The sequence below is a fragment of the Pseudomonas sp. TE31087 genome, from assembly GCF_057284075.1.
In genome coordinates, this window is record NZ_JBXVNN010000001.1 from 12851 (window position 1) to 27366 (window position 14516).

General features: G+C 64.5%; 14 protein-coding genes. 6 read left to right on the plus strand and 8 right to left on the minus strand.

The genetic code is table 11. The annotated features are described in order from the left end of the window. Window positions 1–192: 192 nt before the first annotated feature. Window positions 193–1191 (plus strand): diguanylate cyclase domain-containing protein, encoded by a 999-nt coding sequence (locus ACZ899_RS00080; RefSeq protein WP_234561789.1) that lies wholly within the window; start codon window positions 193–195, stop codon window positions 1189–1191. A gap of 65 nt (window positions 1192–1256) precedes the next feature. On the opposite strand, the gene lpdA is transcribed toward ACZ899_RS00080, so the two are convergent. The 4 genes from lpdA to ACZ899_RS00100 are packed head-to-tail and all read right to left on the minus strand — an operon-like array spanning window position 1257 to window position 6200. Then, window positions 1257–2636, minus strand: a complete 1380-nt coding sequence (gene lpdA, locus ACZ899_RS00085) for a dihydrolipoyl dehydrogenase (protein ID WP_203651566.1) — start codon at window positions 2634–2636, stop codon at window positions 1257–1259. Between the two features lie 2 nt (window positions 2637–2638). Then, window positions 2639–3907 (minus strand): dihydrolipoamide acetyltransferase family protein, encoded by a 1269-nt coding sequence (locus ACZ899_RS00090; RefSeq protein ID WP_234561787.1) that lies wholly within the window; start codon window positions 3905–3907, stop codon window positions 2639–2641. After that, the gene (locus tag ACZ899_RS00095; RefSeq protein ID WP_186714872.1) at window positions 3908–4966 is read right to left on the minus strand and encodes an alpha-ketoacid dehydrogenase subunit beta; all 1059 of its coding nucleotides are present in this window, start codon (window positions 4964–4966) and stop codon (window positions 3908–3910) included. 1 nt (window position 4967) lies between these two features. Further along, window positions 4968–6200 (minus strand): 3-methyl-2-oxobutanoate dehydrogenase (2-methylpropanoyl-transferring) subunit alpha, encoded by a 1233-nt coding sequence (locus tag ACZ899_RS00100; RefSeq protein WP_234561785.1) that lies wholly within the window; start codon window positions 6198–6200, stop codon window positions 4968–4970. Between the two features lie 198 nt (window positions 6201–6398). On the opposite strand from ACZ899_RS00100, the gene bkdR reads away from it, so the two are divergent. The 3 genes from bkdR to ACZ899_RS00115 all read left to right on the plus strand — a co-directional run bounded on the left by bkdR (window position 6399) and on the right by ACZ899_RS00115 (window position 9786). Beyond that, entirely contained in the window at window positions 6399–6887 is a 489-nt protein-coding gene (gene bkdR, locus ACZ899_RS00105) for an Lrp/AsnC family transcriptional regulator (RefSeq protein WP_203651586.1), read from the plus strand. 204 nt (window positions 6888–7091) lie between these two features. Next, a complete protein-coding gene (locus ACZ899_RS00110; RefSeq protein ID WP_234561817.1) occupies window positions 7092–8333 on the plus strand; it encodes a glutamine synthetase family protein in 1242 nt (413 codons plus the stop codon). A gap of 130 nt (window positions 8334–8463) precedes the next feature. Then, window positions 8464–9786 carry an MFS transporter gene (locus tag ACZ899_RS00115; RefSeq protein ID WP_203651588.1) on the plus strand — a complete coding sequence of 441 codons (1323 nt, stop codon included), beginning with the start codon at window positions 8464–8466 and terminating at the stop codon, window positions 9784–9786. Between the two features lie 205 nt (window positions 9787–9991). Here the strand turns inward: ACZ899_RS00115 and ACZ899_RS00120 are convergent, their stop codons facing one another. From ACZ899_RS00120 to flgA, 4 genes are all read right to left on the minus strand, one after another. Then, on the minus strand, window positions 9992–10735 hold the full coding sequence (locus tag ACZ899_RS00120) for a flagellar brake protein (protein ID WP_232857533.1): 744 nt from the start codon (window positions 10733–10735) through the stop codon (window positions 9992–9994). A gap of 81 nt (window positions 10736–10816) precedes the next feature. After that, window positions 10817–11284 carry a flagella synthesis protein FlgN gene (locus ACZ899_RS00125; RefSeq protein WP_186735519.1) on the minus strand — a complete coding sequence of 156 codons (468 nt, stop codon included), beginning with the start codon at window positions 11282–11284 and terminating at the stop codon, window positions 10817–10819. Between the two features lie 47 nt (window positions 11285–11331). Next, a complete protein-coding gene (gene flgM / locus ACZ899_RS00130; RefSeq protein ID WP_203651596.1) occupies window positions 11332–11646 on the minus strand; it encodes a flagellar biosynthesis anti-sigma factor FlgM in 315 nt (104 codons plus the stop codon). A 177-nt stretch (window positions 11647–11823) separates the two neighbouring features. Next, window positions 11824–12573 (minus strand): flagellar basal body P-ring formation chaperone FlgA, encoded by a 750-nt coding sequence (gene flgA / locus ACZ899_RS00135; protein WP_186714868.1) that lies wholly within the window; start codon window positions 12571–12573, stop codon window positions 11824–11826. A gap of 63 nt (window positions 12574–12636) precedes the next feature. Between flgA and ACZ899_RS00140 the strand changes: the two genes are divergently transcribed. Both ACZ899_RS00140 and cheR read left to right on the plus strand, forming a co-directional pair. Then, complete coding sequence (locus tag ACZ899_RS00140) at window positions 12637–13566, plus strand: chemotaxis protein CheV (RefSeq protein WP_050706714.1); 930 nt, start codon at window positions 12637–12639, stop codon at window positions 13564–13566. A gap of 51 nt (window positions 13567–13617) precedes the next feature. After that, window positions 13618–14445: a protein-glutamate O-methyltransferase CheR gene (cheR, locus tag ACZ899_RS00145; RefSeq protein ID WP_050706713.1), complete on the plus strand. Its 828-nt coding sequence runs from the start codon at window positions 13618–13620 to the stop codon at window positions 14443–14445. The last annotated feature ends 71 nt before the right edge of the window (window positions 14446–14516 follow it).

Sequence of the window (14516 nt, forward strand, 5' to 3'; positions counted from 1 at the left end):
ACGACGAAAGGGGCAAAAGCAGTACCAGTAGTGGTACCGGGGCGAAATAGGCCGTCAGGGCTATTCCGGCAGCCAGTTGCTCGGAATATGCTTGCCCGGCATAGGAACAGGATTGCCGCTTGCGGCAAATACAAGCATGTGTCGGCAGCACCGGATACGGGGCGCAGTTGCTGGACAACAGGGAGCGCGTCCATGAGTCAGGCAACAAAGCCGCTACCGGCTGGCTTCACCGAGCAGCAATTGCACACCTTGTTCGATCTGATCAGCGACGGTATCTGGGACTGGGATGCCAACAGCGGCTATGTCTACCGCAACCCGGGCTGGTACGCGATGTTGGGCTACGCCAGCCATTCGCTGGACAATTCCGTGCTGACCTGGGAAAGCGTGATTCACCCCGAGGATTACCCGCGGGTGATGGCGCATTTCGAGGCTTACATCAACCAGCGCAACGAGCGCTATCTCATCGAGTACCGTTGCCGCTGTCAGGATGGCAGCTATCTGTGGATCGAGGACAGCGGCCATGTCATCGCCCGTAACGCCGACGGTTCGGTGGCGCGGATGCTCGGCGCCCACCGCAATATCGACGCGGGCAAGCGCCTGGTCGCCGAACTCGAGCAGCGCAACCTGTCCCTGGAAGGCCTGGTGGCCGAGCGCACCCGCGAACTGTCGTGGGTCAACCAGCAGTTGCAGCGCCAGCTCGACGAGAATCGCGAGTTGGCCGAACGCGACGCCCTGACCCGTACCGCCAATCGCTATCGCCTGGAAAAGACCCTCGAGGAGGCGTGCGAGCGCGCCCGGCGCTTCCGTGAACCGCTGGCGTTGATCGCCATGGACCTGGACGACTTCAAGCCGATCAACGACCTGCACGGCCACGCCCGTGGCGATGCCGCACTGGTCGAGGTTACCGAACGGATCCGTCGGTGTCTGGGCGAGCAGGACTTGTTGGCACGTTGGGGCGGCGATGAATTCGTGGTGGTCTTGCCGCGAACTTCGCAGGAGCAGGCACGTGAAGCGGCGCAGCGAATCCAGGAGGCCTTGGCCAAAGTGCCGCCGATAGGCCAGTGCCAGCTGACCATGAGCTATGGCGTGGTGCAGTGGCGCGAAGGGGAGGACCGTCAGGGGTTGCTGGGCCGTGCCGACAAGGCGCTGTACCGGGCCAAGGCAGCCGGCAAGAACGTCGTCGCCGAGTGAAAAAAAGACCCGCTGCGCCAGGGGCGTAGCGGGCCAAATACGGCGATTGCCGCTTCAGTGTCAGGTCAGATGTGCAGGGCGTGGCCCAAGGCGCGCAATGCCGCTTCCTGCACCGCCTCGCCCAGGGTCGGGTGGGCGTGGATGGTGCCGGCGATGTCTTCCAGGCGTGCGCCCATCTCCAGCGACTGGGCGAAGGCGGTGGACAGTTCCGACACCGCCACGCCCACGGCTTGCCAGCCGAGGATCAGGTGGTTGTCACGGCGGGCCACCACGCGCACGAAGCCGGTCTTTGATTCCAGGCTCATTGCCCGGCCGTTGGCGGCGAAGGGGAACTGCGCGACGATGCAGTCCACGCCCTGCTGGCTGGCTTGTTCCGGGGTCTGGCCGACCACCACCACTTCCGGGTCGGTGAAGCACACCGCGGCGATTGCGCTCGGCTCGAAGCGTCGGCTCTTGCCGGCGATGATCTCGGCGACCATCTCGCCCTGGGCCATGGCCCGGTGCGCCAGCATCGGCTCGCCGGCCACGTCGCCGATGGCCCAGACGTTGCGCATGCTGGTCTGGCAGCGCTCGTCGATGGCGATGGCCGCGCCGTTCATCTTCAGATCCAGGCTTTCCAGGCCGAAGCCTTTGGTACGAGGGCGACGGCCCACGGCCACCAGCACCTGGTCAGCCTCAAGGCGCAGCTGGCCACCTTGGCCATCGCTGGCCAGCAGGCAGCCGTCGGCATAGCCTTCGACACTGTGGCCCAGGTACAGGGCGATGCCGAGTTTCTTGATCGAGTCGGCCACCGGCGCGGTGAGTTCGGCGTCGTAGGTCGGCAGGATGCGTTCGCGCGCTTCCACCACGCTGACCTTGGCGCCAAGCTTGCGGTAGGCGATGCCCAGTTCCAGGCCGATGTAGCCGCCGCCGACCACCACCAGGTGCTGAGGCAGCGCCTTGGGCGCCAGGGCCTCGGTGGACGAGATGATCGGCCCGCCGATCGGCAGCATCGGCAGTTCGACGCTGTTCGAGCCGGTTGCCAGCAGCAGGTGCTCGCACTGGATGCGCTGGCCATCGACCTCGACGCTCTTGCCGTCGAGGATCTTCGCCCAGCCATGGATCACCTTCACGCCGTGCTTTTTCAGCAGGGCGGCGACGCCGCTGGTGAGGCGGTCGACGATGCCGTCCTTCCACTCGACGCTGCGCGTGATGTCCAGGCGCGGCGAGGATACGCTGATACCCAGCGGCGAAGGTTCGGTGAAGCGACTGGCCTGGTGGAACTGCTCGGCCACATGGATCAGCGCCTTCGAGGGAATGCAGCCGATGTTCAGGCAGGTGCCGCCCAGGGCCTGGCCTTCGACCAGCACGGTGGGGATGCCCAGTTGCCCGGCGCGGATGGCGGCCACATAACCGCCGGGGCCGCCGCCGATGATCAGCAGGGTGGTGTTGATGAGCTCTTGCATGATCACTCCACGAACAGGCAGGCAGGCTGTTCCAGCAGACCGCGCACGGCCTGGATGAACAGGGCGGCATCCATGCCGTCGACCACGCGGTGGTCGAACGAACTGGACAGGTTCATCATCTTGCGCACGACGATCTGGCCGTCGATCACCACCGGCCGTTCGACCATGCGGTTGACGCCGACGATCGCCACTTCCGGGGTGTTGACCACCGGGGTGCTGACAATGCCGCCCAGGGCGCCGAGGCTGGTCAGGGTGATGGTCGAGCCGGTCAGCTCTTCGCGGCTGGCCTTGTTGTTGCGCGCGGCGTGGGCGACGCGGGCGATCTCGCCGGCGTTGCTCCACAGGTTGCCGGCTTCGGCATGACGCAGTACCGGCACCATCAGGCCGTTGTCGCCCTGGGTGGCGATGCCGACGTGCACCGCGCCGTGGCGGGTAATGACCTGGGCCTCGTCGTCGTAGGTGGCGTTGATCTGCGGGAAGTCGCGCAGGGCGACGACCATGGCGCGCACCAGGAACGGCAGCAGGGTCAGCTTGCCGCGGCTGTCGCCGTACTTGGCGTTGAGCTGCTGGCGCAAGGCTTCCAGGTTGGTGACGTCGATTTCCTCGACGTAGCTGAAGTGGGCGACGCGACGCTTGGCGTCCTGCATGCGCTGGGCGATCTTGCGGCGCAGGCCGATCACCGGTACCTGCTCGCTGTCGGTGCGCTTGCCGTAGCCGCCCGGTGCCTGGCCGGCGCCGGTCTGCGGCTTGCTGATGAAGGCGTCGAGGTCTTCATGCAGGATGCGCCCGGCCGGGCCGCTGCCATGTACGTAACGCAGCTCGATCCCGGCGTCCAGGGCGCGCTTGCGCACGGCCGGGGACGCCAGTGGCTTGTCGTGGGCTTCGCGCGGCACGATAGGCGCGGTGGCATGGGCCGCAGCAGCCTGGGGTTGTGCCTCGATGCGTGGCTCGGGCTGGGCCACGGCCTTGACCGGCGCGGCTTCCGGCTCAACCGGCTTGGCCTGTGGCGCGTCGACATGGTTGCCACTGCCTTCGACCTCGATGCGGATCAGCTCGCTGCCGACCGCCATCACTTCACCCGGCTGGCCGCCCAGGGCCAATACCTTGCCGCTGACCGGCGAGGGAATTTCCACGGTGGCCTTGTCGGTCATGACATCGGCCACCACCTGGTCCTCGGCGATCATGTCGCCGACCTTGACGAACCATTCCACCAACTCGACTTGCGCGATGCCTTCACCGATATCCGGCATCTTGATGACGTGCGTGCCCATTCAGACCTCCATGACCCGTTTCAGTGCCGCGCCTACCCGCGAAGGGCCGGGGAAGTAGGCCCATTCCTGTGCGTGGGGGTAGGGCGTGTCCCAGCCGGTGACGCGCTCGATTGGCGCCTCGAGGTGATGGAAGCAGTGCTCCTGGACCAGCGACACCAGTTCGGCGCCGAAGCCGCAGGTACGGGTGGCCTCGTGCACGACCACGCAGCGACCGGTCTTCTTCACCGAGGCGACGATGGTCTCCAGGTCCAGCGGCCAAAGGCTGCGCAGGTCGATGACCTCGGCGTCGACGCCGCTCTCCTCGGCGGCCACTTGCGAGACATACACGGTGGTGCCGTAGGTCAGCACGGTGACGTCATTGCCTGGGCGGGTGATCACCGCCTTGTCCAGCGGCACGCTGTAGTAGCCATCAGGCACTGCGCTGTGCGGGTGCTTGGACCACGGCGTTACCGGTCGGTCGTGGTGGCCGTCGAACGGGCCGTTGTACAGGCGCTTGGGCTCGAGGAAGATCACCGGGTCGTCGCATTCGATCGAGGCGATCAGCAGCCCCTTGGCGTCGTACGGGTTCGACGGCATCACGGTGCGCAGGCCGCAGACCTGGGTGAACATCGCCTCGGGGCTCTGGCTGTGGGTCTGGCCGCCATAGATGCCACCACCGCAGGGCATGCGCAGGGTCAGCGGCGAGATGAACTCGCCGGCCGAGCGATAACGCAGGCGGGCCATCTCCGAGACGATCTGGTCGGAGGCGGGATAGAAGTAGTCGGCGAACTGGATCTCGACCACCGGACGCAGGCCATAGGCGCCCATGCCCACGGCGGTGCCGACGATGCCGCTCTCGGAGATCGGCGCATCGAACACGCGGGACTTGCCGTACTTGGTCTGCAGACCTTCGGTGCAGCGGAACACGCCGCCGAAGTAGCCAACGTCCTGGCCGTAGACCACCACGTTGTCATCGCGCTCGAGCATGACATCCATGGCCGAGCGCAGGGCCTGGATCATGGTCATGGTGGTGGTGGACATGGCGTTTTCCAGATGGATGCTGTTGTTGTGATCGTTCATCTCAGACCCCCAGTTCCTGGCGCTGACGGCGCAGGTGGTCGGGCATTTCCTTGTACACATCCTCGAACATCGAGGCGGCGCTGGGGATATGGCCATTGCTCAGGGTGCCGAACTGCTCGGCGTCCTTCTGCGCCTTGATCACCTCGGCCTCGAGCTCGGCGGTGACCGCCTGGTGCTCTTCCTCGGACCAGTGGCCGAGCTTGATCAGGTGCTGCTTGAGGCGGGCAATCGGGTCGCCCAGCGGGAAGTGGCTCCAGTCGTCGGCCGGGCGGTACTTGGACGGGTCGTCCGAGGTCGAGTGCGGGCCGGCACGGTAGGTGACCCACTCGATCAGCGTCGGGCCCAGGCCGCGGCGGGCGCGTTCGGCGGCCCAGCGCGAGGCGGCGTAGACGGCGATGAAGTCGTTGCCGTCGACCCGCAGCGAGGCGATGCCGCAACCCACGCCACGGCCGGCGAAGGTGGTCGACTCGCCACCGGCGATGGCCTGGAAGGTCGAGATCGCCCACTGGTTGTTGACCACGTTGAGGATCACCGGGGCGCGGTAGACGTGGGCGAAGGTCAGGGCGGTGTGGAAGTCGGACTCGGCGGTGGCGCCGTCACCGATCCACGCCGAGGCGATCTTGGTGTCGCCCTTGATCGCCGAGGCCATGGCCCAGCCGACCGCCTGGACGAACTGGGTGGCCAGGTTGCCGCTGATGGTGAAGAAGCCGGCTTCGCGCACCGAGTACATGATCGGCAGCTGGCGGCCCTTGAGCGGGTCACGGGTGTTGGACAGCAGCTGGCAGATCATGTCCACCAGCGACACCTCGCGGGCCATCAGGATGCTCTGCTGGCGGTAGGTGGGGAAGCACATGTCGCTGCGGTTCAGGGCCAGGGCCTGGCCGCTGCCGATGGCTTCCTCGCCCAGGCTCTGCATGTAGAAGGACATCTTCTTCTGGCGCTGGGCAACCACCATGCGGCTGTCGAAGATGCGCGTCTTGAGCATGGCGTGCATGCCCTGGCGCAGTACCTTCGGCTCGATGCCCTCGGCCCAGGGGCCGACGGCGTCGCCGTGCTCGTTGAGCACGCGCACGAGGCTGTAGGAGAGGTCCGCCGTGTCGGCAGGCTCCACATCGATAGGGGGTTTACGGACTTGACCGGCGTCGTTCAGGCGCAGGTAGGAGAAATCGGTCTGGCAGCCTGGCCGGCCTGTAGGCTCGGGCACATGCAGACGCAGGGGGGCGTACTCGTTCATGCTTTTTACGCTCGCTCGAATGTTGTTTTTGTGAGCTTTGAAGCGGCCGCCGCTGACTGCCGGCTCGTGACTGGCAGGTCAGCGTCTTTTTACATCATAGGGGGACGGCAGGAGAATTTTTCTCTCAAGTTCATTGCCTTTGTCCGGCGGCGCAGATAAACATTCCGTACAAACACAAAAACCAGGTCAATTTCTCTCATGCGTAAACTGGATCGAACGGATATCGGCATCCTCAACAGCCTGCAGGAAAACGCCCGGATCACCAATGCAGAGCTGGCGCGCTCGGTCAACCTGTCGCCCACGCCGTGCTTCAACCGGGTCAAGGCCATGGAGGAGCTTGGGGTGATCCGCCAGCAGGTCACGCTGCTGTCGCCCGAGGTGCTGGGGCTGGATGTGAATGTGTTCATCCACGTCAGCCTGGAAAAGCAGGTGGAGCAGTCGCTGCACCGCTTCGAGGAGGAGATCGCCGAGCGTCCGGAGGTGATGGAGTGCTACCTGATGACCGGGGATCCGGATTACCTGCTGCGGGTACTGCTGCCGAGCATCCAGGCGCTGGAGCGCTTCCTCGATTACCTGACGCGGTTGCCCGGGGTGGCGAACATTCGCTCCAGCTTTGCCTTGAAGCAGGTGCGCTACAAGACCGCGCTGCCATTGCCGGCCAATGGTATGACGTTGCGTGAGCAATGATCCGGGCGCGGTGCCTGGGGTGCTTGATATTTTAAACACCCCCGGCCTATGTTGTGTGCGTCGCCACTCCCGGCATGCGAACACAACAAGAAGGACAGCGTCATGACGACCGAAGGCCCGCGCAACCAGGCAGCGTTCCTCAAGGGCATCGATGAAATCGAGTGCGTCACCCCGGACCTCAACGGCGTCCCCCGCGGCAAGGTGATGACCGCCGAGGGCTTTCTCGAGGGCCGCCGGCTGCAGATGGCCCGCGGGGTCCTGCTGCAGTGCATCATGGGCGGCTACCCGGCGGCCAAATATTACGGCAGCGACGACGGCGACCTGGCGCTGGTGGCCGAGCCCTCGCAGATCCATCGCCTGCCCTGGAGCGACGAGCCTCGGGCACTGGCGATCTGCGACGCGGTGGAGCTTGATGGCACGCCCTCGGGGCTGTCCAGCCGTGGCCAGCTCAAGGCGGTGATCGCCCGCTATGCCGAGCGCGGGCTGGCGCCGGTGGTGGCGACGGAACTGGAGTTCTTCGTCTTCGCCGCCAACAGCGATCCGACCCAGCCGTTCCAGCCGCCGCTGGGCAGGGACGGGCGCCGGGAAATGGGTCATTCGGCCTTCAGCGTCAGCTCCAACAACGGCCTGCGCCCGTTCTTCAACGAGGTGTACCGCTGCATGGCCGCGCTGGGCCTGCCACGCGACACCTTCATGCACGAGATGGGCGTCAGCCAGTTCGAGATCAACCTGCTGCACGGCGATCCCTTGCTGCTGGCCGACCAGACCTTCCTGTTCAAGCACCTGCTCAAGGAGGTCGCGCTCAAGCATGGCCTGACCGTGGTGTGCATGGCCAAGCCGCTGGCGCACACCCCCGGCAGCTCGATGCATATCCACCAGAGCCTGGTCGACAGCGCCAGCGGGCGCAACGTGTTCAGCGACGAGCAAGGCAGGGCGACCGACACCTTCCACCATTTCATTGGTGGACTGCAGGCCTGCCTGGCCGACTTCACCGTGCTGTTCGCGCCGAACGTCAATTCCTACCAGCGCCTTTGTCATCCCTATGCCTCGCCGAACAATGCCTGCTGGTCCGAGGACAATCGCGCCGCGGGCCTGCGCATCCCGGCCAGCTCGCCTGCGGCGCGGCGGGTGGAGAACCGCCTGCCGGGTGCCGATGCCAACCCCTACCTGGCCATCGCCGCCAGCCTCGCCGCCGGCCTGCATGGCATCGAGCGGCAGATCGCGCCGACGCCGGCGATCCAGGGTGAGTTCGAGGTGCCCGAGCACCTGAGCCTGCCCTGCACCCTGCACGCCGCGCTGGAGCGCCTCAAGCGCAGCAACCTGGCGCGGGAACTGTTCGGCAGGGAGTTCATCGAAGGCTACATCGCCACCAAGACCCTGGAGCTGAGCGATTTCTTCGATGAGATCACGCCCTGGGAGCGCCGCGTGCTCGCCGCGCAAGCCTGAGCGCGACACGACCGCTACTGGATGCGCCCCCGGCGGCCGATTTCGCCGTCTGGGGCCTGCGCCGCGATGGATTTGCTTTTATGCTTGGCAGCAACCCCGCGCCACCAGATCAAGGAGCTTGACGGGACGTATGCGAAATATCTGGAAGCCGTTTCAGTCGTTGTACTTCGCCGCCCTGATGATGCTGATCGGTTCGGGCCTGCTCAGTACCTACCTGGCCCTGCGCCTGGCCGCCGACCATGTCGACAGCCTGTGGATCGGTGCGTTGATGGCGGCCAACTACTTCGGCCTGGCGGTGGGCGGCAAGGTCGGCCACCGGTTGATCGGCCGGGTCGGGCATATCCGCGCCTACGCCACCTGTGCCGGCATCGTCGGCGCGGCGGTGCTCGGGCACGGGCTGACCAGCTGGCTGCCGGTGTGGATCGGGCTGCGGATGATCGTCGGCCTGGGGATGATGTGCCAGTACATGGTCATCGAGAGCTGGCTCAACGAGCAGGCTGATGCCAAGCATCGCGGCGCGGTGTTCAGCGGCTACATGATCGCCTCGTATCTTGGGCTGGTGCTTGGCCAGTTGATCCTGGTGGTACATCCGCAGCTGGGGCCTGAGTTGCTGATGCTGGTGGCGATGTGCTTTGCCCTGTGCCTGGTGCCGGTGGCCATGACCCGGCGCATCCACCCCGCGCCGTTGCGGCCGGCGCCGATGGAGCCGAAGTTCTTCATCAAGCGCGTGCCGCAGTCGTTGTCCACGGTGCTCGGCTCGGGTCTGATCGTCGGTTCGTTCTATGGCCTGGCGCCGCTGTATGCGTCCAGCCAGGGGCTGTCCACCGAGCAGATCGGTCTGTTCATGGGCAGCTGTATTTTTGCCGGCCTGCTGGTGCAGTGGCCGCTGGGCTGGTTGTCCGACCGTTATGATCGCGCCGTGCTGATCCGCAGCGTGGCGATCGGCCTGGCGCTGGCCTCGGCGCCGCTGGCGATCCTGCCAGGCGTGCCGTTGGCGCTGTTGTTCGGCATCGGTTTCGTCATATCGCTGTTGCAGTTCTGCCTGTATCCGCTGGCGGTGGCGTTCTCCAACGACCATGTGGAAAGCGAGCGGCGGGTCTCGTTGACCGCCATGCTGCTGGTCACCTATGGCGTGGGCGCCTGCATCGGGCCGCTGGCGGCGGGGGTGCTGATGAAACTGCTGGGTGCGCAGATGCTGTACGCCTTCTTCGTGTTCTTCGCCCTGGTGCTGGTCTGGCGCATTCGGCCCAAGGCGGTCACCGGGCTGCACCAGGTCCAGGATGCGCCTCTGGGGCACGTGGCCATGCCGGCGGCGGGGTCGCCCTTGTCGGCGGCCCTTGACCCTCGGGTGGACGAGCAGACCGTGCAGGAGGTGATGCAGGCGCCGGTGGCGGCGGAGGATACCGAAGAGGAGGCCGGCGCGGAGCGGGAAAGCGAGATGAGCAAATCCTAGCCAGTCAGTTAAGCCAATTGGGGTCGCTGCGCGACCCTTCGCGGGTAAACCCGCTCCCACAGGATCGCGCAGATGCTGAATCGAGCGCTGTACCTGTGGGAGCGGGTTTACCCGCGAAGGGCTGCAAGCAGCCCCAATAAGTGCGATCAAGCGCTAACTGCCTGGCATTAACCCGTGGGGTGGCGTTTTCGTGCCCTGCTGACGCTCAATAGTCGTCTTTGTCGAACCGCCGCGCCTCGCGCTGCAGTTGATAGACGAAACTCTCGATCTTGCGCTGCGCCTGACCGTTGAGGTTATGGAAGCGCACCCCGGCGAAGGTGGTGTTGATACGCTCCTCGAAGTGCAGGTGGCGCAGTTCGACCAGGGTGTCGGTCAGCCCCAGTGGGTTGCTGGCCTTGAAGCGCTCGTAGACCTGGCCCAGTTGCAGGCGGTCCTCGACGTTGCCGTCGAAGCGCAGCTTGCAGCCGGTGGCGGAAATGTCCAGCAGCTTGCCGCGCAGGGCGCCGTTGCCCTTGAGGTGGGCGCCGTCGAGGACGATGTCGACCAGTTGCGACAGCTTCAGCGCGGCGCGGAAGGCGTTGCGGCGCTGGTGGTAAGTCACTTCCTCGGGCAGCGGGCCACGGTAGCAGCGGTGGCCGTCGATCTCGCCGATGGTCAGCGCCGTGTTGGATTCCCAGGCGATACGCACACCGTCATGGAAGCCTTCGACACGGAACGGTTCGCCGTTCTCGATGTACTTCTCACCGTCGCGGGGGATCATTTCATCCAGCGCCAGGACGCCGCTGTCCCGGTCGACATGCACCACGTAGCTTTGAAACCGCTGGCTGCGCTCATGGAAGCTGATGATCAGCGGGTCGTGGCTCTCCAGCAGTTGGCGCAAGTTGGCCGTGATCTCCAAAGGGGTGCTCAGCACCTTTGGTGGCTGGGGAGCATCGGATTCATTGAACACAGGTAATCAATCTCCAGGCGAATACGGCACACGCAAGTAACGGCATTATGCCAGTATGTTCCGTGCCTTGATCAGGGTCAATCAGACTTGGCCGATGGCCCTGGGCTTGTCCATTGGCGAGGTGGCGCCGCGGCTGTCATAGAGCGACGGCGAGTCGCCGCCCATGAGGATTCTGATCTGGTTGGCCGTGGCGTACTGCTGCATCTGGATGATCCGGCCGTTGTTCTCGTTGACCTTCTGGCAGGCATCCATCAGTTGGGTGAGCTCATTGAGCTGCTGCATGATGAGTTCGCCGTTGGGCGACTGGTCGGCCACCGCCTGCACGCCTGCGCGGTCGGCGCTGAGGCCGAGATCGATGAGCAACTGGTTGCGCCGTTGTCCCTGCTGCTCGAGCAGCACGACCAGCGACTGCTTGCGGGCAAGGATATGCTCCAGCGCCATGATTTCCCGGCCATGCAGGGAAACTGCCTCCTTTTGCAGAAGGTCGAGCAGTTCCTGGGTCGGCGCGATGTCGTCTTCGATCAGTTGCAGCAGGGTGATGTCGTGCATGGCTAACTCTTGGCGTTTTGCGTCCTTGAAGTCAGCGCCCCTGGAGGTCAGCGCTGGGCTTCGAAATCAAGCAGTTTGCTGGCGACCCGGTCGGCATCGACCTTGTAGCTGCCGTCCGCGATGGCCTGTTTCAACTCGGCCACGCGGGCGCTGTTGACGGTCGGCTGATCGCGCAGCTTGTCGCTGATCTTCTGCAATTGCTGGGCCTCTGGGCTCAGGTGTACCGCTTCTCCGCTGACACTGGCGTGCTTGGGCGCTGCGCTGGCCTCGCCGGCTTTATCGGCGTTGCCCGGCGCGGCATTGCCGCGAACGCCGCCCGTGACGGACGGAGAGTTGTTGAGACGACTGAAGTCGATGACCATGTTCAGAACCCCTGGGAATTAGGACGCATGCCTTGCTTTCGGCCTACCCGAGCAAAACTTTAGGCGTGAATGCATCACCGCCTCTCGGCACACGTGCGCAACCCGATCTGTGACACAGTTTAGGGGGCGCGGTTCCACATCGCCAGCGTTGCGTCACTATCCCGACGCAGTGCAGCCCTACATGGCCACCTCGACCTGCCCCGGGCCCGTGACGCGGGCCTTGACCACACGTTTCGAATTCAGGTTGCGTACCCGGATCTGCGTCTGCAGGCCACCTTTGTCCAGGGCCTCGCCGGGCATGCGTACGCTCAAGCTGCCGCTGCGGGCGATGATCACCACGTGATCACCCTTGCGCACCACATCGGCCTGCTCCAGGTGCTGTTGCGTCAGCACCTGGTCGAGCACCGTGGGTCGCAACAGCTTCAAGCCCACGGCCTGGTCAAGCTGGGTCAGGTAGCCGACGCCGAGGGTGCCCACATCGCGTTCGCGCAGGGCCACATCACCTTCACCCACCACGCTTTCACGTTTCAGGGGGCGAGTCATGACCACCACGTCGCGCATCAGGCGCACCTGGGCGGGGACGAATACCGTCCAGGGCGCCGTGCCGTCGCAGCGGACCCGTACCGTGACCCGTCCCAGGGGCGTCGAACCTTCCAGTGAAGCGTCAAGCTGCTGGCTGCACAGCGGCATGCGCAGGCGTGGGTCGAGGTTGTTGACCTGGATCTCGTAGCGGCCTGGGGTCTGGGTGGTCGCCAGGTAATCCTCCACGGTGAATTCAAGAAACCCTTGAGTGACACCGATAAGCTGTTCAGGCAAGGTAAAAGAGTCCGCCAGCGTACGAATGCCGGGTGCCAGCAGGCACAGGGCGGCCAGTGAGCCGGTCAACAGGCGCGTCAGTCGTCGGAAATTTGTCGTTTTCGTGTACATGGCGTTCAAAAAAGCAAAGCCCGTGCCGATTCGGTACATAGGCAATCGTTGAAGGAGTCTGGCATGGCTGGAGTGATGGATTCGGTCAACCAGCGCACGCAACTGGTGGGGCAGAATCGCCTGGAGCTGCTGTTGTTTCGCCTCAATGGCGATCAGCTCTACGGCATCAATGTGTTCAAGGTGCGGGAGGTGCTGCAGTGCCCGGACCTGACGCTGCTGCCCAGGTCCCACCCGGTGGTGCGCGGCGTGGCCAACATTCGGGGGGCGACCATCCCGATCCTGGACCTGTCGATGGCCACCGGCCTTCCGCAGTTGAAGGAAGAAACGCGCAACAGTTTCGTGATCATCACCGAGTACAACACCAAGACCCAGGGCTTCCTGGTGCATTCGGTCGAGCGCATCGTCAACATGAACTGGGAAGAGATCCATCCGCCACCCAAGGGTACCGGACGTGATCACTACCTGACCGCCGTGACCCGGGTCGACAACCGCATGGTCGAGATCATCGATGTGGAGAAGGTGCTGGCCGAGGTGGCGCCTTCGTCCGAGTCGGTGTCCGATGGCGTGATCGATGCCGAAGTGCAGGACAAGGCGGTGATGCTGCGGGTGCTGACGGTCGATGACTCGTCGGTGGCGCGCAAGCAGGTGAGCCGTTGCCTGCAGACCGTGGGGGTCGAGGTGGTGGCGCTCAACGACGGTCGCCAGGCCCTGGATTACCTGCGCAAGCTGGTGGACGAGGGCAAGCGTCCGGAGGAGGAGTTCCTCATGATGATTTCGGATATTGAAATGCCGGAAATGGACGGCTATACCCTCACGGCGGAGATCCGCAGCGATCCGCGCATGCAAAAACTGCACATCTGCCTGCATACTTCGCTGTCCGGGGTATTCAACCAGGCGATGGTCAAGAAAGTCGGTGCCGATGACTTCCTGGCCAAGTTCAGGCCGGATGACCTCGCTCAGCGCGTGGTCGACCGGATCAAGGCAAGTCATTGAAACGGCCGGGGCCCGTCCCCGGCGCTAGCGATTTAAGAAGAGGCGGCAGCATTGTCTACGGGTAATTTGGATTTCGAACAGTTCCGGGTCTTCCTGGAGAAAGCCTGTGGCATCCTGCTGGGCGAGAATAAGCAGTACCTGGTCTCCAGCCGTCTCAACAAGCTGATGGAGCAACAGGGCATCAAGTCGCTGGGCGAGCTGGTGCAGCGCATCCAGACCCAGCCACGCAGTGGTCTGCGCGAGCAGGTGGTCGATGCCATGACCACCAACGAGACGCTGTGGTTTCGCGACACCTACCCGTTCGAGGTGCTAAAGAGCAAGGTGATCCCGGAGTTCATCAAGAACAACCCGGGCCAGCGCCTGCGCATCTGGTCGGCGGCCTGTTCGTCCGGTCAGGAGCCGTACTCGATCTCGATGTCGATCGACGAGTTCGAGCGCACCAACCTCGGCCAGCTGAAGATGGGTGCGCAGATCGTCGCCACCGACCTGTCGGGCGCCATGCTCAACAACTGCAAGACCGGCGAGTACGATAGCCTGGCCATCGCCCGCGGCTTGTCGCAGGAGCGTCTGCAGCGCTACTTCGACCCCAAGGGTCCGGGGCGCTGGGCGATCAAGTCGCCGATCCGCAGCCGTGTCGAGTTCCGTTCGTACAACCTGCTCGACAGCTATGCGCCGCTGGGCAAGTTCGACATCGTGTTCTGCCGCAACGTGCTGATCTACTTCTCGGCCCAGGTCAAGAAGGACATCCTCATGCGCATTCACGGCACCCTCAAGCCCGGTGGCTACCTGTTCCTGGGGGCGTCCGAGGCGCTCAACGGCCTGCCTGACCATTACCAGATGGTCCAGTGCAGCCCGGGGATCATCTACCAGGCCAAGTAAGGCTGGGCGAAAAAAGGCCGGTATCCTGCGATACCGGCCTTTTTGTTTTCGCTGCGGGCTTGCCTGTGATG

Coding starts and splice junctions, on each gene's coding strand:
- bkdR (WP_203651586.1), top strand. CDS start 6,399: ATGCGTAAACTGGATCGAACGGATATCGGCATCCTCAACAGCCTGCAG.
- ACZ899_RS00095 (WP_186714872.1), bottom strand. CDS start 4,966: ATGAACGATCACAACAACAGCATCCATCTGGAAAACGCCATGTCCACC.
- lpdA (WP_203651566.1), bottom strand. CDS start 2,636: ATGCAAGAGCTCATCAACACCACCCTGCTGATCATCGGCGGCGGCCCC.
- ACZ899_RS00140 (WP_050706714.1), top strand. CDS start 12,637: ATGGCTGGAGTGATGGATTCGGTCAACCAGCGCACGCAACTGGTGGGG.
- flgA (WP_186714868.1), bottom strand. CDS start 12,573: ATGTACACGAAAACGACAAATTTCCGACGACTGACGCGCCTGTTGACC.
- ACZ899_RS00125 (WP_186735519.1), bottom strand. CDS start 11,284: ATGCACGACATCACCCTGCTGCAACTGATCGAAGACGACATCGCGCCG.
- flgM (WP_203651596.1), bottom strand. CDS start 11,646: ATGGTCATCGACTTCAGTCGTCTCAACAACTCTCCGTCCGTCACGGGC.
- ACZ899_RS00080 (WP_234561789.1), top strand. CDS start 193: ATGAGTCAGGCAACAAAGCCGCTACCGGCTGGCTTCACCGAGCAGCAA.
- ACZ899_RS00115 (WP_203651588.1), top strand. CDS start 8,464: ATGCGAAATATCTGGAAGCCGTTTCAGTCGTTGTACTTCGCCGCCCTG.
- ACZ899_RS00100 (WP_234561785.1), bottom strand. CDS start 6,200: ATGAACGAGTACGCCCCCCTGCGTCTGCATGTGCCCGAGCCTACAGGC.
- ACZ899_RS00110 (WP_234561817.1), top strand. CDS start 7,092: ATGACCGCCGAGGGCTTTCTCGAGGGCCGCCGGCTGCAGATGGCCCGC.
- ACZ899_RS00090 (WP_234561787.1), bottom strand. CDS start 3,907: ATGGGCACGCACGTCATCAAGATGCCGGATATCGGTGAAGGCATCGCG.